18 protein-coding genes are annotated in these 21081 nt (G+C 68.3%); 2 read left to right on the forward strand and 16 right to left on the reverse strand.

The window, feature by feature from the left end; translation table 11 throughout:
- Positions 1-96: 96 nt before the first annotated feature.
- The gene (locus Q0480_RS07900; RefSeq protein WP_299131879.1) at positions 97-675 is read right to left on the reverse strand and encodes an NAD(P)H-dependent oxidoreductase; all 579 of its coding nucleotides are present in this window, start codon (positions 673-675) and stop codon (positions 97-99) included.
- 81 nt (positions 676-756) lie between these two features.
- On the opposite strand from Q0480_RS07900, the gene Q0480_RS07905 reads away from it, so the two are divergent.
- Together Q0480_RS07905 and cobT are read left to right on the forward strand one after the other, a co-directional pair.
- A complete protein-coding gene (locus Q0480_RS07905) occupies positions 757-1173 on the forward strand; it encodes a helix-turn-helix domain-containing protein (RefSeq protein WP_299131880.1) in 417 nt (138 codons plus the stop codon).
- On the forward strand, positions 1170-3041 hold the full coding sequence (cobT, locus tag Q0480_RS07910) for a cobaltochelatase subunit CobT (RefSeq protein ID WP_299131881.1): 1872 nt from the start codon (positions 1170-1172) through the stop codon (positions 3039-3041). Before Q0480_RS07905 ends, cobT begins: the two co-directional genes overlap by 4 nt.
- 308 nt (positions 3042-3349) lie before the next feature.
- Here cobT and Q0480_RS07915 read toward each other — a convergent pair whose 3' ends face one another.
- The 15 genes from Q0480_RS07915 to Q0480_RS07985 all read right to left on the reverse strand — a co-directional run bounded on the left by Q0480_RS07915 (position 3350) and on the right by Q0480_RS07985 (position 20805).
- Complete coding sequence (locus Q0480_RS07915; RefSeq protein WP_299131882.1) at positions 3350-4237, reverse strand: cation diffusion facilitator family transporter; 888 nt, start codon at positions 4235-4237, stop codon at positions 3350-3352.
- 221 nt (positions 4238-4458) lie between these two features.
- Entirely contained in the window at positions 4459-5466 is a 1008-nt protein-coding gene (locus Q0480_RS07920; RefSeq protein WP_299131883.1) for a LacI family DNA-binding transcriptional regulator, read from the reverse strand.
- Between the two features lie 10 nt (positions 5467-5476).
- Positions 5477-6652 carry a dihydrodipicolinate synthase family protein gene (locus tag Q0480_RS07925; protein WP_299131884.1) on the reverse strand — a complete coding sequence of 392 codons (1176 nt, stop codon included), beginning with the start codon at positions 6650-6652 and terminating at the stop codon, positions 5477-5479.
- A gap of 11 nt (positions 6653-6663) precedes the next feature.
- Positions 6664-8244 (reverse strand): GMC family oxidoreductase N-terminal domain-containing protein, encoded by a 1581-nt coding sequence (locus Q0480_RS07930; protein WP_299131885.1) that lies wholly within the window; start codon positions 8242-8244, stop codon positions 6664-6666.
- Positions 8244-9002 carry a 3-ketoacyl-ACP reductase gene (locus Q0480_RS07935; protein ID WP_299131886.1) on the reverse strand — a complete coding sequence of 253 codons (759 nt, stop codon included), beginning with the start codon at positions 9000-9002 and terminating at the stop codon, positions 8244-8246. The genes Q0480_RS07930 and Q0480_RS07935 overlap by 1 nt, the downstream gene beginning before the upstream one ends.
- The gene (locus tag Q0480_RS07940; protein WP_299131887.1) at positions 8999-10474 is read right to left on the reverse strand and encodes a GMC family oxidoreductase; all 1476 of its coding nucleotides are present in this window, start codon (positions 10472-10474) and stop codon (positions 8999-9001) included. Before Q0480_RS07940 ends, Q0480_RS07935 begins: the two co-directional genes overlap by 4 nt.
- 54 nt (positions 10475-10528) lie before the next feature.
- Positions 10529-11641 (reverse strand): sn-glycerol-3-phosphate ABC transporter ATP-binding protein UgpC, encoded by a 1113-nt coding sequence (gene ugpC / locus Q0480_RS07945; protein WP_299131888.1) that lies wholly within the window; start codon positions 11639-11641, stop codon positions 10529-10531.
- A 145-nt stretch (positions 11642-11786) separates the two neighbouring features.
- Positions 11787-12689: a carbohydrate ABC transporter permease gene (locus Q0480_RS07950; RefSeq protein WP_299131889.1), complete on the reverse strand. Its 903-nt coding sequence runs from the start codon at positions 12687-12689 to the stop codon at positions 11787-11789.
- Complete coding sequence (locus Q0480_RS07955) at positions 12689-13588, reverse strand: carbohydrate ABC transporter permease (RefSeq protein WP_299131890.1); 900 nt, start codon at positions 13586-13588, stop codon at positions 12689-12691. Before Q0480_RS07955 ends, Q0480_RS07950 begins: the two co-directional genes overlap by 1 nt.
- A gap of 53 nt (positions 13589-13641) precedes the next feature.
- Entirely contained in the window at positions 13642-14892 is a 1251-nt protein-coding gene (locus Q0480_RS07960; RefSeq protein WP_299131891.1) for an ABC transporter substrate-binding protein, read from the reverse strand.
- Positions 14893-14938: 46 nt separating this feature from the next.
- Complete coding sequence (locus Q0480_RS07965; RefSeq protein WP_299131892.1) at positions 14939-16477, reverse strand: aldehyde dehydrogenase family protein; 1539 nt, start codon at positions 16475-16477, stop codon at positions 14939-14941.
- 6 nt (positions 16478-16483) lie between these two features.
- Positions 16484-17251: an enoyl-CoA hydratase/isomerase family protein gene (locus Q0480_RS07970; protein WP_299131893.1), complete on the reverse strand. Its 768-nt coding sequence runs from the start codon at positions 17249-17251 to the stop codon at positions 16484-16486.
- The gene (locus tag Q0480_RS07975; RefSeq protein ID WP_299131894.1) at positions 17248-18882 is read right to left on the reverse strand and encodes an acyl CoA:acetate/3-ketoacid CoA transferase; all 1635 of its coding nucleotides are present in this window, start codon (positions 18880-18882) and stop codon (positions 17248-17250) included. Before Q0480_RS07975 ends, Q0480_RS07970 begins: the two co-directional genes overlap by 4 nt.
- Before the next feature lies 1 nt (position 18883).
- Positions 18884-19882, reverse strand: coding sequence for a Gfo/Idh/MocA family oxidoreductase (locus tag Q0480_RS07980; RefSeq protein ID WP_299131895.1), 999 nt, complete (start codon positions 19880-19882; stop codon positions 18884-18886).
- Between the two features lie 113 nt (positions 19883-19995).
- On the reverse strand, positions 19996-20805 hold the full coding sequence (locus Q0480_RS07985; protein WP_299131896.1) for a CpsD/CapB family tyrosine-protein kinase: 810 nt from the start codon (positions 20803-20805) through the stop codon (positions 19996-19998).
- Positions 20806-21081: the final 276 nt, after the last annotated feature.

Genomic DNA, 21081 nt, shown 5'->3' on the forward strand with positions numbered 1-21081 from the left:
CGCAAGCTTGCTCCGGGCGCGCGGACCGCGGGCGCGCCACTGGCGCCCCCTAAGGGCGGTCCGCGAAGACATCCCGATCCGGAGGCGGACGCCGTATCAGGCCGCGCGGGCGGCCATGGTGGCGCGGGTCCACCAGTCGAGATCGTCGAGCATCGCCTTGGCCGCGGGCAGGATATGCTCCTCGATATCGGCCAGCGTCGCCTTGCCCTGATACAGCTGGAAGAAATCCCCGCCGCCGATATGAACGCCGAAGCGGGTCGGGACCATCTGCAACTCGATCGCGATCATCCGCAGATGCTCGGCCGCGCGCGCGCCGCCCATCGAGCCATAGCCGAAGACCGCCGCCGGCTTGCGCACCCACTCGACATAGGCCTGATCGAGCGCGTTCTTCAGCACGCCGGGAACCGAGTGGTTGTATTCGGCGGTGACGAAGATGAAGCCGTCGAAGGTCGCAAGCTTCTTCTGCCAGGCGACCGCGCGCGGGTCCTTGCTCGGCACCCACGCGTTCGAGGCCGCCTCGTCGAACATCGGCAGGTCGAAATCGCGCAGATCGACGAGCTCGACCTCCCAGTCGCTCCGCTGGGCGGCGAGATCGAAGATCCATTTCGCCGGCTTGTCGCCGAAACGCGCGGCGCGGGTCGAGCCGATGATCACCGCTATGCGGGGCTTTGCCATGGAAGTCTCCTTGTGATCCTGGTATCAAAACGATACCGCAGGCACTAACGTTCCGGTGGAATTGCGCAAGGGGGCACGAATTTGCCACTAGGTGACGCCGAGGAAACCGCGGCCTGCGCCCGGATCAGCGAATTGCTGGCGCGCGTCGGCGACAAATGGACCGTGCTCGTGGTGCGTGTGCTCGGGGAAAGCCCGATGCGATTCAACGCCTTGCGCCGCCATATCGGCGGCATCTCGCAGAAGATGCTGACGAGCACCCTGCGCGGGCTGGAACGCGACGGCTTCGTCGTCCGCACCGTCTCGCCGACCACGCCGCCGCAGACCGAATATGCCCTGACCGACCTCGGTCGCGGCCTGCTCGTGCCGGTCGGCGCGCTCGCCGCCTGGACCATCGAGAACGCCGGGCGGATCGAGACCGCCCGCCGCGCCTATGCCGATCGCGAGGGCGCCGTGGCGGGCTTGCACGCGGTCCGCCCGCGTGCTTTCACCAAGGCATGACGAAGCCGCCCGACAATCCAGCCGAGCCGTTCAAGAAGGCGCTCGCCGAAGCCACCAAGGCGATGGCCGGTCAGGCCGAACTGACCGTCGCCTTCTCGGTCGATCCGCCGGGCTGCTCGAACGCGACCATGCGCCTGCCCCAGGTCACGCGCCGCATGACGCGGGACGAGGTGATGCTGGCACGCGGGACGGCGGATTCCTACGCGCTGCGCCTGCGCTACCACGACGACGCCACGCACCGCCGCTACGCGCCCTCGGGCGACGTCGCCGCCGCGCTGTTCGAGAGCATGGAGACGGCGCGCTGCGAGGCGATGGGCGCGCGGGTCATGCCGGGCACCGCGGGCAATATCGACGCGAGGATCGCCGACGAGGCCCGCCGTCTCGGCTATGCCGAGATCACCGATCCGAACAAGGCGCCGATGGCGCAGGCGGCGGGCTATCTCGTGCGCCACCTCGCCACCGGCCGCGACCTGCCGCGCGGCGCGCAGAACGTGATGGACCTCTGGCGCGGCCATCTGGAGGGTCGCGCCAGGGACACGCTCGAAGATCTCGAAACCGTGCTGGACGACCAGCAGGCCTTCGCCCGCTTCGCCCGGCGGGTGATCGAGGATCTCGGCTATGGCGACCAGCTCGGCGAGGATCCGGACGCCGACGATCTCGAGGAGGAGACCGAGGACAGCGAGGAGGAAAACGCGCGCGAGGATTCGACCGGCGGCGAGGACCAGGAGGAGTCCGACCAGCGGGAGAGTTCCGAAGAGGCGCCGTCCGACCAGAATGGCGAACCCCAGCAGATGCGGGCCGACGTCGGCGACGCCGACGATTCCGATCTGGCCGACGAGGTCGACATGCGCGACGGCGAGCCGCCAGAGCATCGCCCGCCGCCGCCGCATTCCGACGCCGACCCCGCCTACAAGGTCTATCTGACCAAATTCGACGAGGAGATCGCCGCCGAGGATCTGGCCGATCCGGCCGAGCTCGACCGGCTGCGCGCCTATCTCGACCAGCAGCTCGAGCCGCTGCGCGGCGCCGTCTCGCGTCTTGCCAACCGCCTGCAGCGCCGGCTGCAGGCGCAGCAGAGCCGCGCCTGGGAGTTCGATCTCGAGGAAGGCACTCTCGACGCCGGACGGCTGGCGCGGGTCGTGGCGAACCCGATGACGCCGCTCAGCTTCAAGCGCGAGCGCGATACCGAGTTCCGCGACACCGTCGTCACGCTGCTGCTCGACAATTCCGGCTCGATGCGCGGCCGACCGATCTCGATCGCCGCCATCTCGGCCGACGTTCTGGCGCGGACGCTCGAACGCTGTCAGGTCAAGGTCGAGATCCTCGGCTTCACCACCCGCGCCTGGAAGGGTGGCCAGAGCCGCGAGGCCTGGCTCGCCGCGCAGCGGCCGGTCCAGCCCGGGCGCCTGAACGACCTGCGCCACATCATCTACAAGTCCGCCGAGGCGCCCTGGCGCCGGGCACGCCCCAATCTCGGACTGATGATGAAGGAAGGGCTGCTGAAGGAGAATATCGACGGCGAGGCGCTGGAATGGGCGCATCGGCGCCTTGTCGCGCGGCCTGAGGCGCGGCGGATCCTGATGGTGATCTCGGACGGCGCGCCGGTGGACGATTCCTCGCTGTCGGTCAATCCGGCGAACTATCTCGAAAAGCATCTGCGCGACGTGATCGCGATGATCGAGCGCCGGCGCCTCGTCGAGCTCATCGCCATCGGCATCGGCCACGACGTCACGCGCTACTACGGCCGCGCGGTCACCATCACCGACGTCGAGCAGCTCGCCGGCGCGATGACCGAACAGCTGGCCGCCCTCTTCGACAACGACCCCGGCCGCGCCGGGCGCCAGTCGCGGCGCGCCGGCCGGCGCTGAGCCGGGTCGCGCCCGAGACGAACTGCGGCTGCTCGGCTCGGGGATGGTCTTGCTGTTTCCTGCCTGATTTGGGGTACACAAATCAGGCCGCGCCTGCCTGCCCCCGGCAGGCGCGTTTCCGCGCCAGCCAGTCAGGCGCGGCCTGATTACCGTCTCTCGTAGAAATCGGACGGCCCCTTGGCCTTCGACTGGTCGAAGGCCAACGTCCCGGGTCGACAGTCCACTGGACTGTCGCCTGATCCGGTCCGAGGAGTCTTTCCGGGACAAGGGACCGAGCCGATCGGTCGGAGTTCGTATGAAACAAACCCTCAGATCACCAGCACGCCGTTGTGCTTGGCCTTGTACTCCGGCTCGACATGGATGGTGACGGAGGCGCCCTCCACCGTCTCCTTCAACGCGATCTCGACGCGGTCGCAGATCTCGTGCGCCCTGGAGACCGTCATCGCGGCCGGCACCACCAGATGGAATTCGATGAAGACCCGGCGCCCGGCGTTGCGGGTTCGCACATCATGCGCCTCGATCGCACCGTCGGCTTCGCGCGCGATCACCTCCTTGATCTCGGCCAGCCGCTCCTTCGGCACCGCCTCGTCCATCAGCCCGCCGAGCGACTCGCGGATCACGCTCCAGCCCGACCAGAGGATATTGACCGCGACCAGCGCCGCCAGCGCCGGATCGAGTACCGCCCAGCCGGTCAGGACCGCGAGCGCGATGCCGACCACCACCCCGACCGAGGTCACGACGTCCGACATCAGATGCCGTCCGTCGGCGACCAGCGCCGGCGAGCGTGCCCGGCGGCCGACGGTGACCAGGGTTCGGCTCCAGAGGCCATTGATCACGCTGGCGACCGCGCTGATCGCGAGCCCGAGCGCCGGCGCCTCGATCGCACGCGGTGCCTGAATCGCCGCCCACGCCTCGCGAAGGATCAGGATCGCCGCGACGATGATCAGCGTTCCGGCCAGCACCGCGCTGAAATATTCCGCCTTGGAATGGCCGTAGGGATGATTGCTGTCGGCCGGCTGGTCCGCGAGATGCACGGCGATCAGCGCCGCGACCGCCGTCGCGACATTCACGAGGCTCTCCAGCGCGTCGGAATAGAGCGCGACCGATCCGGTCACGCGGTAGGCGACATATTTGATCCCGAGCACCAGCAGCCCGACGGCGATGCTCCCCGCCGCGATCCTGAAAGTCGTGCTCATGGGGAATCCCCTGCCGTCCGCCCTTTCCGTCCCCTGGAGCGGCGTCCGATCCGGCAGAGCCGGCTCGTCCGCTCCAGAGTCTTGATTTGGCGCAATCTCTTGGCCACCAGACGATTCCGTCTGGTTGGATATTGCTCTAGCCGCCGGGGCGACAGGGCGCAAGTCTCTGATTTCCGATGAGAATAGTTCTCATATGCAGTGCCGGGAGAGACCCGCGACCCTCAGCCGCCGAGACTGGAGTGGCGGGCCATCATCTCGACGGGCGCGAGATGGCATTCCGGCGGGCGGGCGCCGGTCTCGAGCCAGGCAAGCATCGCCTCGGCGGAATGGCGGCCGAAGCGGGCGACGTCGCAGCGCACCGAGGAGAGCCGCGGCCAGGTCAGGGCGCATTCCTCGATATCGTCGAACCCGACCAGCCGGAATTCCTCGCCGACCCGAACTCCGGCCTCGGCGAAGCCGGCGAGCATGCCGAGCGCCACGAGATCGCTGAAGCAGACCGCCGCCTCCACCTCGGGCGCCGCCGCCGCGAGCCGCAGCGCGATGTCGCGGCCGAAGGCGCGCGACGGCCGGCCGTGGAAGGCCCTCGGCGCCAGACCGGCCTCGCGCATCACTTCGAGATAGCCGGCCACCCGTTCCAGCGTCACCGGGCGATCGGCGATCCCGCCGACGAAGGCGATGCGCCGCGCGCCCTGCGCGATCAGATGCCGTGTCGCCAGCCGGCCGCCGACGGCGTAGTCGAGCGAGGCGAAGGGAAAGATATCGGTCCGCGCATCGATCCGGCGCAGCACCTGCATCGCCGGAATCCCGGCGCGCCAGACGTTCTCCAGCGCCCGCGGCTCATCGACATAGGTGGGCGAGATCAGGAACCCCGAGACGCCATGCTCGATCATCGAAGCGATGACCCGCGCCTGCAGCGCCGGATCCTCGTCGGTATTGGCAATCACCGTGGCATAGCCGCGGCTGGCGAAGCTCATCTGCGCGCTGGCCGCGAACTCGGTGAAGAACGGGTTGCGCAGGTCGTTGATGACGAGGCCGATCAGCCCGACATCGCCGCCGCGCAGGTTGGCGGCCGAGCGGTTGTAGACATAGTTCAGATCGATCATCGCCCGCTCGACCACCGCGCGCGTCGCGGGCTTCACCAGGGGACTGTTCTGCAGGACGTTCGAGACCGTCGATTTCGAGACACCCGCGTGACGCGCCACATCGACGATCGTCGGCCGCTTGTTCATCGCCAGAACCTCATTCCAGGCCGTGCAACCGCGCGAGCAGTGTCATCCGCTCGACCGCGAGATCGGGGCGGCTCAGGAGGCGTGCGCGGTCGGCGAGGCGGAAGACCTCGGCATAATGCGTGATCTCGCGCGAGGATTGAAAGCCGCCCGGCATGATGAAATGGCTCTGCGCGCCGTTGAGCCAGGCCAGAAAGGCGATACCCGCCTTGTAGAAGCGGGTCGGCGCCTTGAAGATCTCGCGGCTGAGCGGCACGGTCGGCGCGAGGAGCGCGTGGTAGGTTGCGCGGTCGCCCAGCGCCAGCGCCTCCAGCGCCTGAACCGCCGCCGGGGCGATCGCGGTGAAGGCGCCGAGCAGCGCGTGGCTGTGACGCGTCCCGTCACCCTCGATCAGCGCCGCGTAGTTGAAATCATCGCCGGTATAGAGCCGGACACCCTCCGGCAGCCGGGCGCGGAACGCCTCCTCATGCGACTGGTCGAGCAGCGAGATCTTGATGCCGTCGACCTTGGCCACATTGTCGCGAATGATGCCGAGCACCGTCTCCGAGGCGGTCGGCACATGCGCCGAACCCCAGTAGCCGGCGAGGCCCGGGTCGAACATGTCGCCGAGCCAGTGCAGGATCACCGGCGCCCGCGCCTGATCCAGCAGCCGGCCATAGACGCGGGCATAGGTCTCGGCATCGGCCCCCAGCGCGGGAAAGGCGCGCGACGCCATCAGGATCACCTGTCCGCCGGCCGCCTCGATCGCTTCCATCTGTTCGGAATAGGCGGCGATCAGCCCGGCCTCGTCGGTGATCTCACCGGCCGCGCGCTGGTCGGTGCCGGCGCCGCAGGCGACGCGCGGCTTCAGGGGATGCGCCCTGGCCTCGACCATGGTGCGCTCGATCAGCTCCTTCGCGGTCGGCCAGTCGACGCCCATGCCGCGCTGCGCGGTGTCCATCGCCTCGGCCAGGCCGAGCCCCTGATCCCAGAGCCAGCGCCGAAAGCCGAGCGTGTTCTCCCAGTCGACCGCCGGCCGCCCTTCCCAGGGCGCGCGCTCGGCGATCGGGTCCGAGACCAGGTGCGCGGCGGCGAAGGCGGTCCGCGTCAGCGGCACGCGTGGCGGGCGCGGGACCAGCGGCTCGCCCGTCGGGGCATAGGGTTCGAGGGTTCCGTCATAGGTCGGCAGGCGCATGGCACAGTCCTTCATCAGCCGGGCCTTCATTGGTCGGCGCGGATCATGTCGGCGGCCTTTTCCGCGATCATGATCGTCGGCGCGTTGGTATTGGAGGAGACGACGGCCGGCATGATCGAGGCATCGACCACCCGAAGCCGCGCGATCCCGTTGAAGCGCAGCCGCGGATCGACCACCGCGCCCGGATCCGCCCCCATCCGGCAGGTTCCGGCCGGATGATGGTCGGTCTTGGCATGCCGGCAGGCATAATCGATCAGATCCGCCTCGGTCCGAACCTCCGGCCCCGGCAGCCGCTCGGCCAGCACGAAGGGCCTGAGCGGCGCCTGCGCCATGATCTCGCGCGCCATCCGCAGCCCCTCGATCGACAGCTCGCGGTCGCGCGGATCCTGCCAGTAGTTCGGATCGATCAGCGGCGCGGCGGCCGGATCGGCGCTGGCCAGTCGCACCGTCCCCCGCGAACGCGGCCGCAGATAGGCGGAGTTCAGCGTCACCCCGCCGTTCGGCATCGCCGCCACCCCCGCCTCGATCCCCGAGCCGAGCCCGAGGTGGAACTGGATATCGGGCGAGCGCGCGTCGCGATCCGCGTACCAGAACCCCCCCGTCTCGAAGAGGCTCGAAGCCACCGGCCCGCCCCGCGTCGCGAGGTAGCGCAGCCCGGCCATGGCCGACCAGAGCGGCCGGGCATAGCGGTCATAGGTATGCGGGCCCGTCACCTCGCAGATCACGAAGAGATCGAGATGATCCTGGAAATTCGACCCCACCCCCGGCTGGTCGAAGACCGGCTTCACCCCGACTTCGGCCAGATGATCCGCCGGCCCGATCCCCGACAGCATCAGCATTCGCGGCGAGCCGATGGCGCCCGAGCAGAGGATGACCTCCTGCGCCGCCGTGATCCGGGCCCCGTCCATCATCTCGACCCCGACCGCGCGGCCGCCCTCGACCAGCAGGCGCCGGACCTGCGCGCCGGTGCGCACCGTCAGGTTCGGGCGGTGCCGGTTCGGCGCCAGATAGGCCATCGCCGCGGAGGACCGCCGCGCGGCGCGCTGCGTCAACTGGTAGTAGCCGACGCCGTCCTGCCGCGCCCCCGCCATGTCGAGATTGCGCGGAATGCCGAGCGCGCCGGCGGCGGCGAAATAGGCCTCGCAGATCGGCAGCGGCGCCGCCGGCCGCGAAACCCCCAGCGGCCCGCCCCGCCCGTGATAGCGGTCGTCCCAGCTGTCATTGTCCTCGGCCTTGCGGAAATACGGCAGCACATCCTCGTAGGACCAGCCCTCGCACCCCATCTGCCGCCACTCGTCATAGTCGAGCGCGTTGCCCCGCGTGTAGATCTGCGCATTGATCGCCGAGCCGCCGCCGATCACCTTCGCCTGGGTATAGCGGATCACCATGTCCTTCATGTGCCGCTGCGGCACCGTCTGCCAGCCCCAGGAGCCGATGCCCTTGGTCATTTTCGCAAAACCCGCCGGCAGGTGGTAGAACGGGTGCCGGTCGGTCCCCCCGGCTTCGAGCAGCAGCACGGTGGCGGACGCCTCCTCGCTCAACCGCGCGGCCAGAACGCACCCGGCCGAACCGCCGCCGACGATCACGAAATCGAACCCTTCGGCCATCAGAGCCTCGCGATGGAAAGGCCGCCATCGACGGGGATCACCGCCCCGGTGGCGAAAGCCATGTCGCCGCGCACCAGCGGCAGGATCGCCGCGCCGATATCCGACGGCTCGCCCCAGCGGCCCGCCGGCACCAGCCCGTCGGCGATCCGCGCGGAATGCCGGTCGCGGACGCCCGCCGTCATCGGCGTCGCGATGATGCCGGGGCGCAGGTCGAAGACGCCGATCCCCTCCGCCGCCAGCCGCGCCGCGAACAGACGCGCCATCATCGCGGCACCGGCCTTGGAAACGCAGTAGTCGGCCCGCTCCACCGAAACCATCCCGGCGCTGACCGAGGTGATGAAGACGATCGAGCGATAGGGCGCGGCGGGCAGCGCCAGCATCCGCCGCGCCGCCGCCTGCGCCAGAAAGAAGCCGCCGCGCAGATTGACCGACAGCACGAAGTCGAAATTCTCCGGCGTCGCGTCCAGCATGTCGCCGCGCGCCGGCGAGGGCACGCCGGCGTTGGAGACGAGGCAGGAGACCGGCCCCATCTCGGCGGCGATCCGGTCCAGCAATTCCGGCGCCGCCGCCACGTCGCGCAGGTCGTGCCGGAAGTAGCGCGCCGCCTCGCCCAGTGCCGCCAGCGCCGCGCCGACCGCCGGCGTCTCCGGGGCCACCTCCGCCGCCAGCGCGACCGAGAACCCGGCGCCGACGAGCGCCGCCGCGACGCCGAGGCCGATACCCTGCTGTCCGCCGGTGACGAGCGCGACCCGGGTCACGCCCCGAGATCCCGGCTCGTGATGTGATCCGCCACCCTGAGCGCCTGCGCCGCGATGGTCAGGGCCGGGTTCACCGCGGCCGAGGTCGGCAGGAAGCTCGCATCCACCACGAAAAGGTTCGGGTGGTCGTGCGCGCGGCAGAAGATGTCGAGCACGCTGGTCGCCGGATCCCGCCCCATCCGCGCCGTGCCGCACTGATGCGACGGCGTGCGCCGGTCGAACGCCCGCGACAGCACGATCGGAAAGCCCGCGCGGCGCAGCAGCCCCTTCAGCTTTGTCACCAGCGCCTCGTGCGCCGCCCAGTTCGAGCGCCGCCAGTCGAGCACGATCCGCTCGCCCGCCAGCGTCACCCGGCTCGCGGGATCGGGCAGATCCTCGCTCATCGCATAGAGATCGATCGCATGGCTGGCGACCCAGTTCGCGAGCGGCGCCGGCAGCCGGGCGGTGGCGGCGAGGATCGGCCCCGAGATCTTGCCGAGCAGCTGGATATTGCCGAGCGGCGTGCCATCCACGCCGCCGGTCAGGTAGAAATCGTTGACCATCAGCGTCTTCTGATAGATCGCGTCGTTGCGGCGCAGCGGATGCAGCGCCAGCACCGCGGAACTGTTGTGGTTCATGAAATTGCGCCCCACCTGATCGGAGCGGTTGGCAAGGCCGGAGCGCAGCAGCAGCACGGCGGAATTGACCGCGCCGGCCGACAGAACCACGAGCGGCGCGGTGATCCGGCCCGGAACGCCGTCCTTTACATACTCGACCGCCGTCACCCGGCCGTCCGCCCCGGCGACCAGCCGCGTCGCCAGCGCCCCGGTTTCCAGCGTCACGTTGGGATGGGCGAGCGCCCGCGCGATACCGACGGTCTCGGCATCCATCTTCGCGCCCGTGGTGTCGGGAAAGGCGTCCCATGGCGTGCGCGCCCGGTCGAGCCAGCGCGCGATATCGACCCCGAGCGGCAGCGAGGCGGGACGCAGCCCGACCCGCCGCAGGCGGGCGCGCAGATCGGCGATTGCCGGCTCGTCCGGCACCGGGGCATGGGGATAGGCGCCGGAATGCCGCGGCTCGCTCGGATCCTGCCCGGCGTCGCCCCGCACCTGATAGAGTTCCTCCGCCGCCTGATACCAGGGCTCGAACGCGTCATAGCTGATCGGCCAGCCCGGCGTGGTGCCGCCCCTGTGGCGCAGCGGGCTGAAATCCTCGGCGCGGTAGCGGATCAGCACGGCGCCATAGAACTTCGAATTGCCGCCGACATAATAGTAGTTGCCGGGGTTGAAGGCCGCGCCCTCGGGCGTGAACCAGATTTCATCCGGCCGGAAATGCCCCCGGCCGAAGATTGCCTTGTCGTCCCGCGCTTCGGGACAGTCGGCCAGCCGCCGCCCGCGCTCCAGGATCACGACGCGGCGGCCGGTGGGCGCGAGCGCCGCCGCGAGCGTGGCCCCACCGATGCCGGAGCCGATGATGACGATGTCGGGTTCCATTGGGTCAAACCTGTATGAGTGATCGCGGTGGAAAAGGCCCCCGCGGGCCGCGCCTCAGCCGATCCGCGCCTCGGTGACAGGATCGAAGGCGACGGCCTTTTCCATATTGATGGCGAACGGGAAAACCTCGCCCGGCCGGGCGTCCACATCGGCGCGGAACCGCCCCGTCACCGCCTTGCCGCCGATATGGGTCATGACGAAGGTGTCCGAACCGGCGGGCTCGGTGAGCTCGATCCGCGCGTCCAGCCGATGGATCGCGTGGCTCTTGCGGTCCGCGCCGTCCTCGTCGGTGATCGCCTCCGGCCGGATGCCGAGGATGACGTCGCGCCCGTCATGCGCGACGAGCGAGCGGTCGGGCGCGAAGGGCAGCGCCGCCGTCGCGCCGTCCGCCATCGTCACCCGCGCCACCGCCCGGCCGTTCTCCACCGCGACCTTGGCCGGAAACAGGTTCATCGAGGGCGAGCCCATGAAGCCCGCGACGAACATGTTGGCCGGCGTGTCATAGATCTCCTTCGGCGTCCCGAGCTGCTGGACATGCCCGCCAAACATCACCGCGATCCGCGTCGAGAGGGTCAGCGCCTCGATCTGGTCGTGGGTGACATAGACGATGGTCGTCTTCAGCTTCTGGTGCAGCTTCTTGATCTCGGTCCGCATGTCGACGCGCAGCTTGGCGTCGAGGTTCGACAGCGGCTCATCGAACAGGAACACGTCGGGATCGCGCACCAGCGCCCGGCCCATGGCGACCCGCTGGCGCTGGCCGCCCGAGAGCTGGCCGGGCTTGCGGTCGAGCAGGTGCCGGATCTGCAACAGGTCGGCGACCTCGTTCATCGCCTTTTCGCGCTCGGGCTTCGGCACCCCATGCATCTCCAGCCCGAAGACGATGTTCTGCCCGACATTCATGTTCGGGTAGAGCGCGTAGGACTGGAACACCATGGCGATGTTGCGCTCGGCGGGCCGGACGCCGTTCATCGACCGGCCCTTGATGGCGATCTCGCCGGAGGTGACCTCCTCCAGCCCCGCGATCATGTTGAGCAAAGTGGACTTGCCGCAGCCCGAGGGTCCGACGAGGACGAGGAATTCGCCCTCCTCGATCGAGATATCGGTTTCGTGCAGGATCTTGACCGCGCCGTAGCTCTTGGTCGCCCGCTTGATGTCGAGAAAACCCATCACCTGTCTCCCTCGGCCGATCGGCCGGCCGGCGTTAACGATTCAATCCCGAGCGTTTTGGTTGGAATACGCGCCGTGCATGCTTTGCGCATAGGATGTGCATCGAGGTTTTTCCCGTTAACCATTGATCTCCCTGCCATTTCCATCACCCCTTCACCGACCCCGCCATCAGCCCGCGGACGAAGTACCGCCCGGCCACGACATAGACGAGGAGGGTGGGAAGCGCGGCCATGATCGCGCCCGCGAAATGCACGTTGTATTCCTTCACCCCCGTCGAGGACTGGACGAGGTTGTTGAGCGCGACCGTCATCGGCTGGCTGTCGAAGTCGGAGAAGGAGGCGCCGAACAGGAAGTCGTTCCAGATGTTGGTGAACTGCCAGATGACACAGACCACCGCGATCGGCCCCGACGAGGGCAGCATGATCCGCCGGAAGATGGTGAAGAACTCCGCCCCGTCGATCTGCGCGGCCCGCACCAGCTCGGTCGGAAACTGCTGGTAGTAGTTCTTGAAATATAAGGTAGAAAAGCCGATCCCGTAGACGAGATGCACGAAGATGAGGCCCGGCACCGTTCCGGCGAGGCCCATGAGACCGAGCATCCGCGCCATCGGGATCAGCACCATCTGGAACGGGATGAAGCAAGCAAAGAGCAGCAGGCCGAAGACCAGCGTGTCACCCCGGAACCGCCATTTGGTCAGCACATAGCCGTTGAGCGCGCCGAGCACGGTCGAGAGCGCGACGGCGGGCACCACCATAAGGATCGAATTGAGGAAGAACGGCCGGAGCCCGGTCTGGGCCACCCCGATCTGCGCCGTCGACCAGGCCGAGCCCCAGGGCGCGACGGTCCATTGTTTCGGCAGCGCCATCATGCCGCCCGCCTGAATCTCGGAGAGCGGCTTCAGAGAATTCACCACCATCACATAGAGCGGCAGCAAGTAATAGAGACAGAACAAAGCCAGCAGCGTATAGATCACGAAGCGCGCGCCGGCGCCGGTGCGAATGACCTGGGCCTCGCCCGCGGTCGACGTAGGAGCAGCCGCGGCAGCCATTACTTCTTCTCCCGGAGTTCGGACCAGATGAACGGCACCATGATCGCCGCGATCGACATCAGCATGATCGTGGCCGAGGCGGCGCCGATGCCCATCTGGTTGCGCGTGAAGGTGTAGGAATACATGAAGGTCGCCGGCAGCTCGGTCGCCGTCCCCGGACCGCCGCCGGTCAGGGCGATGACAAGGTCGTAGGACTTGATCGCCATGTGGGCGAGCACGACGAAGGCCGACATGAAGGCGGGCCGGAGCTGCGGGATGACGATCCGCCGATAGAGCGCGAAGGTCGAGGCGCCATCAATCTGCGCGGCCTTCATCACCTCGTTGTCGATGCCGCGCAGGCCGGCGAGAAACATCGCCATCACAAAGCCCGACGACTGCCAGACGGCGGCGATGACGATGGTATAGATCGCCATCTTCGGATCCTTGATCCATTCGAAGGTGAAGCTCTCCCACCCCCAGGACCGCACCACCGCCTGCAGCCCGATGCCGGGATCCAGAAACCACTTCCACGCCGTGCCGGTGACGATGAAGCTCAGCGCCATGGGATAGAGATAGACGGTACGGATGAACCCCTCCGCCCGGATCTTCTGGTCAAGCAGGATGGCGAGCAGGAGCCCGAGCAGGCAGCAGATCACGATATAGAGCGTGCCGAAGATCATCAGGTTGTTCACCGCGATCCCCCAGGCGCGCAGCCCGAACAGCCGCTGATAGTTCTGCCAGCCCACCCAGCCGAAGGACGGCAGGATCTTGCTGTCGGTGAAGGACAGCACGAAGGTGAAGATGATGAAGCCATAGACGAATATCAGCACGATGGCGAAGCTCGGGCTCAGGACCAGCTTCGGCAGCGCATCGCGCAGCCAGTCCCGGCCGCCGCTTCGGGCGTGGGTGATCTGTGACATGGACGCTCCCCGGGAGGTTGGGGCGGACCGGAATCCGCCCCGCGAAGGTCGGTTTACTGGGTCAGCTCGACGGCGCTGACCATCTCCTGCGTCGCGGTGGCGGCGTCGTACTCGCCGTTGAATTCGGCGGTGATGACGTCGTACATCGCGTTCTTCACCGCCGCCGGATTGGCATGGCCGTGCGCCATCGAGCCGAGGAGGTTGCCGGAGGTCGCGGCGGCCTTCAGTTGCTCATAGGCCTTCTGGCCGCAGGCGTCGAAATCGGCGACCGACACGTCGGTCCGCGCCGGAACCGATCCCTTGACCTTGTTGAAGGCGATCTGGAATTCCGGCGACATGATCGCCGTCACCAGCGCCGCCTGCTCCGGCTTCACCTCGTCGCCCTGCTTGAAGACCGCGAACTGGTCGGTGTTGAAGGTCACCTCCTGTTCCGTCCCGGGGAAGCGGAAGCAGAGGAAATCCTTGTCCGGTACCTTGCCGGCGTTCAGGAACTCGCCCTTGGCCCAGTCGCCCATGAACTGGAACGCCGCGTCGCCGTTGATGACCATCGCGCTCGCCAGATTCCAGTCGCGGCCCGAGAAGTTGTCATCGACGAAACCGCGGATCACCGTCATCCGGTCGAAGGTCTCCTTCATCGTGTCCGAGCCGAGCGCCGCGGGATCAAGCTCGATGAAGGCCTTCTGGTAGAATTCGGGGCCGCCGGTCGACATCGCCACCGCGTCGAAGATCGTCGCGTCCTGCCACGGCTGGCCGCCATGGGCGACCGCGACCTTGCCGGCGTCCTTCACCTTCTGCATCGCCGCGACCAGCTCGTCCCAGGTCGTCGGTTGCGCGATGCCGAGTTCGTCGAGCAGCGGCTTGTTGGCCCAGACCCAGTTGGTCGAGTGGACATTGACCGGCGCCGCGACCCAATGGCCGTCGTATTTCGAGAATTTCTGCAACGCCTCGGGAACCACCGCGTCCCAGCCCCCCGGACCGGCGACGGAATCAAGATTGGCCAGCGCGCCTTCCTTGGCCCAGTCGGTGATGTCGAAGCCGAGCAGCTGCACAGCGGACGGCGGGTTGCCGGCGGTCACCCGCGCGCGCAGCACGGTCATCGCCTGGGTGCCGCCGCCGCCGGCGACCGGCATGTCCTGCCAGCCGATGCCCTGCGTCTCCAGATCCTGCTTCAGCACATTGAGCGCGCCCGCCTCACCGCCGCTGGTCCACCAGTGCAGCACCTCCACGTCGGCGGCCGCCGCCACCCCGGCGGAGAGGGCCAGCGCCGCCACGGCTCCGGCGGTCCTTCCGAACATTCTTGTCATTTCTTGTCTTCCTCCACTGTTGACTTCGTCGTCTGTTCCGGGCCGGTCAGCCGGCGGCGGACGGCGCCACCCAGGGCGCGCGCGTCCTTCCGATCCGCATCTGAACCGTCTTCACTTCCAGGAATTCCTCGAGGCCGTAGCGGCCGAGCTCCCGCCCCTGCCCGCTTTCCTTCATTCCGCCGAACGGCATTTCGGCGAAGCCGTCCATCCAGCTGTTGGTCCAGACCGTCCCGGCCCGCGCCCGGCGGGCGAATTCCAGGCAGGTATGGACATTCGCGCTCCAGACCCCGGCCGAAAGCCCGTAGGCCGCCGCGTTGGTCAGCGCGATCGCTTCCTCCATAGTCCGGAAGGTCAGCACCGAGAGCACCGGGCCGAACACCTCCTCGCGCGCGATCGCCATGTCCGGCGTGACGCCCGCGACCACGGTCGGCTGGTAGAACTGACCGCCGAGCCCCGGCACCTCCAGCGGCGCGCCGCCGAGGCGCAGGATCGCGCCCGCCGCGACCGCGCCGCGCACATAGGCGTCGATCTTCGCCCGATGCTCCGGCGAGACGATGGCGCCGACTTTCGTGGCCTCGTCCAGCGGGTCGCCGAAGGTGACCTTGCGCGACAGCGCCACGACCCGCTCGGTCACCGCCTCGGCGATATCCTCGTGAACGATGATCCGCGAGCCGGAGTTGCAGCATTCGCCGGCGTTGAAATAGACGCCGAAGACGATGGCATCGACCGCCGCGTCGAGATCGGCGTCCGGAAAGAGCACCTGCGGGTTCTTGCCGCCGAGTTCCAGCGACACCTTCTTCAGCGTCGGCGCCGCCGCCGCGACGATCCCCTTGCCGACCGCGGTGGAGCCGGTGAAGGTCACCATATCCACCCTCGGGTCGGTGGTCATGATGGCACCGACCGGCTGGCCATAGCCGAGCACGATGTTCACAACCCCGGCCGGCAGCCCGGCCTCGACGAGAAGCTCGCCGAGGATCACCGTCGTCGATGGCGTCATCTCCGACGGCTTCACCACCGCCGCGCAACCGGCGGCGAGCGCGAAGGGCAATTTCTGGCTGGCGATCAGGAACGGGAAGTTCCACGGGCAGATGATGGAGACGACGCCGATCGGCTCCTTCAGCACCAGCCCGAGCATGTCGGGTCCGAGGCTGTTGTGGCTGTCCCCCGCCACGGTCCGCGCCAGCGCCGCGGCGTAGCGCCAGAGATCGGCCGCGCCTTCGATCTCGGCGCGGGCCTGAGCGATCGGCTTGCCGGCCTCCAGCGTCTCGATCCGCGCGATCCGCTCCCGCTCCCGGTCGATCAGATCCGCGACCCGGAGCAGCAGGGTCGCCCGCTCCTTGCCCGACCGTTCGGACCAACGCCCGTCGTCGAACGCCGCCCGCGCCGCCGCGATCGCGGCTTCGGTCTCCGCCGCGCCGCCCTTCGCCGCGCGCGTCACCAGAACGCCATGCGCCGGCGACAGCCGTTCGAAGGTGGCGCCGTCGGCGCTGCCCTGCCAGGCGCCGGCGATCAGGTGGCGCGCCGCGAAGGGCTCGACCACCGGCGCCCCGCGTGCACCGACCAGCGTCAGACCCTCAACGCCCATGCGCCCTCACCTCCCCGAAAACACTGGCTTGCGCTTCTCGGCGAAGGCGCCGACGCCCTCCGCCCGGTCGGCGCTGGCCGCGATCATCCCCGATCCAAGCGCCTCGATCAGCGCCGCGCGATCCTCACCGACGCCCGCCTGGATCATGTATTTCGCGACCTCCACCGCCCGGGGCGACAGGTTCACCGCCCGCTCGGCGATGGCCCGCGCCGCCGCGCCGACATCCTCGGCCACCTCGGCGACAAAACCGAGCGCCAGCGCCCGCTCCGCGCCGATCCGCCGGCCGAAGAGCGCCATCTCCTTCACCACCGCCTCCGGCAGCAGCCGGGCGACGCGCTGCGTCCCCGACCAGCCCGGCACGATCCCGATCCCGGCCTCCGGCAGCGCCAGCGCCGCTTTCGGCGTGATCACCCGGATATCGCAGCAGGCGGCCAGCTCCAGCCCGCCGCCAAAGGCATGGCCGTTCAACGCGGCGATCGTCGGTTTGCCCAAGCGCGCCAGCCGGTCGAAGATCCGATGTCCCTCGCGTACCCACAGGCGCGCGAAATCGAACGGCGCCATCGGTCCCCACGCGCCGATGTCGGCCCCGGCGCAGAAGGCCTTCTCGCCGGCGCCGGTCAGGATCACCACGCGGATCTCGGCGCTCCGCTCCAGCGTCGCGCAATGCGCGTCGAGCGCCTCCAGCATCGGCACCGTCAGCGAATTGAGTTTGGCCGGATTGTCGAGCCGCAGCTCAGCCACCGCGCCCGCGACGCTCAGATGGAGCGTGCTCACGACGCCACCCTCACCGGCTCCAGCCCGTGCGCGCGCGGAACCGGCGCCGGCTTCGGTTCGAGCCGCAGGCCCATCGGACCGGTGGCGAGCAGGCTCCCGGGCAGCACCTTCGCATCCGGCGCGAGGCTGACCCGGCCGAGCGAGGCCTTGACGATGTCGCGCTCCGGCTCGATGCCCGGCATGATTTCGGTCGCGACGAGCCCGGCGTCGGTCAGCCGGATGACACAGCGCTCGGTGACATAGAGCACCTCCTGCCCGAGTTCCCGCGCCCGGCGGCCAGAGAAGGTGACATGCTCGACCTTTTCGACCATCTTCGGGAACTTGCCGGGCTTCGTCACGCGAATGCGCCCGCCGGAAATGTCGAGATCCGCCCCCGCCTCGAACTGACCGGCGAAGACGATCTTGCGCGCCCGCGCCGTGATATCGACGAAGCCGCCGCAGCCCGCGGTCAGATAGGGCTTCTTGCCGAGCTTCGAGACATTGACGTTGCCCTCGAGGTCGATCTCGAGAAAGGACAGGAAAGTCACGTCGAACCCGCCACCCTGGAAATAGGTGAACTGGCTCGGGCTCGGCATGAAGGCGTCGGCGTTCGAGGCGCAGCCGAAGGCGAAGCCGGTCAGCGGCATGCCACCCACCGCCCCCTGCTCGATCGCCCAGGTCACCGCCCGCGGACAACCCTCCTCCAGCAGGATGCGCGGCACCATCGAGCAGATGCCGAAGCCGAGATTGGCCGTCATCCCGTCCTTCAGCTCCATCGCCGCCCGGCGCGCGACGATCTTCTCGACTCCATGCTCGGCGAGACTGAAGCTCGACCAGGGGCGCATCACCTCGCCCGAGATCGCCGGGTCATAGAGCGTCTCGGTGGTCTGGCGCTGATCAGGATCGATGACGATCAGATCGACGAGATGCCCCGGCACCCGCACGTCATGCGGCCGCAGCGATCCGGCCGCCGTCACCCGCTTCACCTGCGCGATGACGAGCCCGCCGTGGTTGCGCACCGCGATCGCCTGATCGAGCCCGCCGAGATAGGCGCCCTCGTGCTCGTAGGTGAGATTGCCGCGCTCGTCCGCCGTGGTGGCACGCAGGATCGCGACGTCCGGGACGATGTTCGGGAAATGCAGCCAGGTCTCGCCGCCGAATTCCACGCGCTTGACGATCGGGCGGCGCGCGGCCGCGGCGTTCATCGCGCAGCCCTCGCGGATCGGATCGGCGAAGGTGTCGATCCCGACCTGGGTCAGAACTCCCGGCCGCCGCGCTGCGACGTCCCGATGCATGTCGAAGAGGATGCCCGAGGGCACGTTGTAGGCCGCCACCCGATCCTCGGTCAGCATCCGCCAGATCTCGGGCATCGGCAGGGACGACGGGCCACTCGGGTAGGAACCGGCGATCACCGTCGAGAGCAGGCCGTCCTTGGCGATATGGTCGATCCCCTTGATCCCGTACATGTCGCCGGCCGCGATCGGATGCAGCGTGGTGAGATCGCGCGGATGCCCTTCGGCCTCGAACCGTGCGCCGATGGCGGCCAGCACCCGATCCGGGCAGCCAAGTCCGGAAGAAGAGGAGACGGTGACCACCGCCCCGTCCGCGATCCGCGCCGCCGCCGCCGCCGCCGTGACGATCTTCGAACCCATCTCAGAACCCCGCGTAGTCGACGCGTACCGCGCGCCTGGTCCGCGCCGCCTCGCGGACGGCGAGCGCCACCGCCAGCGACTTCACCCCGTCCACCCCGTCCGCCGCCGGCCGGCCGCGCCCCGCGACGGCCTCGACGAAGAGCGCGACGGAACGGGCGTAGAGATCGTGCCGATCGAACGCGACGGCGTGGCGACCGGCCGCGTCGACCAGATCGAGTTCGCCCAGCGGTTTCTGCGTCATGATCCCGCGCCCGAAGATCGAGCCTTCCGTGCCGTGCAACTCGACGCCCGAGCCGGCGAAGGGATGGGTGAAGCTCTCGTGACTCTGCACCATGGCGCCCGACGGCATGGTCCAGACCGACATCACGCTGTCCTCGACCCCCGCGCCCATGCCGGAGGCGCCGGCCAGCGCCACCACCTCGACCGGATCCTCGCCAAGATAGAAGCGGATGGTATCGGCGTCGTGCACGGTAATGTCCGGGATCACGCCGCCGCCGGCGCCCGCGTCGTTGATGCGCCAGCCCTGGAGATGCGGCGGCAGATGGACGGCGTGAAAGACCCGCGCGCTCAGCACCCGTCCGATCCGCCCCGCGGCGACCAGATCCCGGATCGCCAGGTGCGACCCGGCGTTGCGCAGATGGTGATTGGTGGCGAAGACTAGCCCGGCCGCATCGGCCGCCCGCGCCATCTCGGCCGCCTCGTCGAGCGTCATGGCAAGCGGCTTCTCGCAGAGCACATGCTTGCCGGCGGCGATCGCCGCCAGCGCCTGGGAATGATGCTTCTCGTTCGTCGTCGAGATGTAGACCGCGTCGAGACCGGCCTCGCCGAGCAGGTTCGACAGATCATCCGTCGCGCGTCCGATCCCGTGCCGCGCCGCGTAGTCAGCGCCGCGCGCTGGGTCCGAGCTCAGCACCGAAAGGATCTCGCCGCCCTGCGCGCGGATGGCACCAATGACATGTTCGGACGCGATCGTGCTCGCGCCGATAAGGCCCCACTTCATGCGTTCTCCCCGGAATTTGTATTTTGTCACGTTCCAATTTTGATCAATCGTATATTGGAACGTTCTATACGTGTCAACGAAATCTTGGGGGTCGCGCGGCGACGGGCCGCGCGTCAGACGCCGTAGGAGCCGTAGGGCTCGATCGCCGGATCCTCCGAGCGGTTCAGGATGACGCCGAGGATCGGGATCTGGTCGGCGAAGAGCCGCTCGCATTTGCGCACGTCCTCGGCCTTGGAGGTGCCGCCGCCGGCCACCACGAGCACGCAGTCGAGCTGCGGCAGGAAGGCGAACACGTCGTCGCAGACGAGGGCCGGCGGCAGGTCATAGAGCACCACGTCCGGCCGGAAAGCGGCGCGCATCGCATCGAGCGCCGTCGCCGTCGCCGGCTCCTGCATCAACTCGGCCGAGTCGGGCACCATCTCGCTGTTGAGACCGACCGCGAGGTTGGGCGTCACCCGCAGGAAATGCGCCGCGAACGGCGTCTCTCCGGTCAGGAATTCCTGAATCCGCCCCGGGTTCGGAACGCCGAGCACGCGGGCGAGCGCGGGGATCCGCAAATCCATGTCGACAAGCACGGTTCGGCAACTCGCCTGCCGCGAGAGGCTGAGGGCGAGGTTGCTGGCGACGAAGGTCTTGCCACAACCCTGGCTCGGCGAGGTGATGCCGATCCGCGACCAGCCCCGCGCCTTCAGCGCCCGCAGGATCCGGGTGCGCAGCACGTTGAAGGCGACATGCGCCGGATCGGTCCGCCCCGCGCTGATCACACGGTTGCGCGCCAGATGCCGCGGGTCGAGCGCGAAGCGCGACAACGCCTCCCAGTCCTCGTCCGGTCCCGTCGCAGACGAATCACGTCGTGCGAAGTCGAACTCCTCGTCCCGACCTATCGCGCCGACCGCCTCGAAGCGCGTGTTCACGCTGACCATACCGGTATTCCCGCCAAGTTGCTCCACTTCCCGCACGGCCGGCCGCCGGGCACGACCCGGATCCATCAAACCCGAGCCGCCAAACTCGATTTAGTCGCACTATGCTTAAATGAAAGTTAATATCAACTGCAGGTAATATTTAAAATGGTTAACGTTAACCATGATAGCCGTATGAACGCCATCTCCTCCATAGTATAACTCCCGCTTGGGTGGAAACATGCGACCTATGCGAACATTAGTTCGCCTGGATCGCCTGTATCCTTGAGGGGTGTTATT

Origin of the sequence: uncultured Amaricoccus sp., assembly GCF_937891315.1 — a bacterium.
Lineage (GTDB): Bacteria > Pseudomonadota > Alphaproteobacteria > Rhodobacterales > Rhodobacteraceae > Amaricoccus.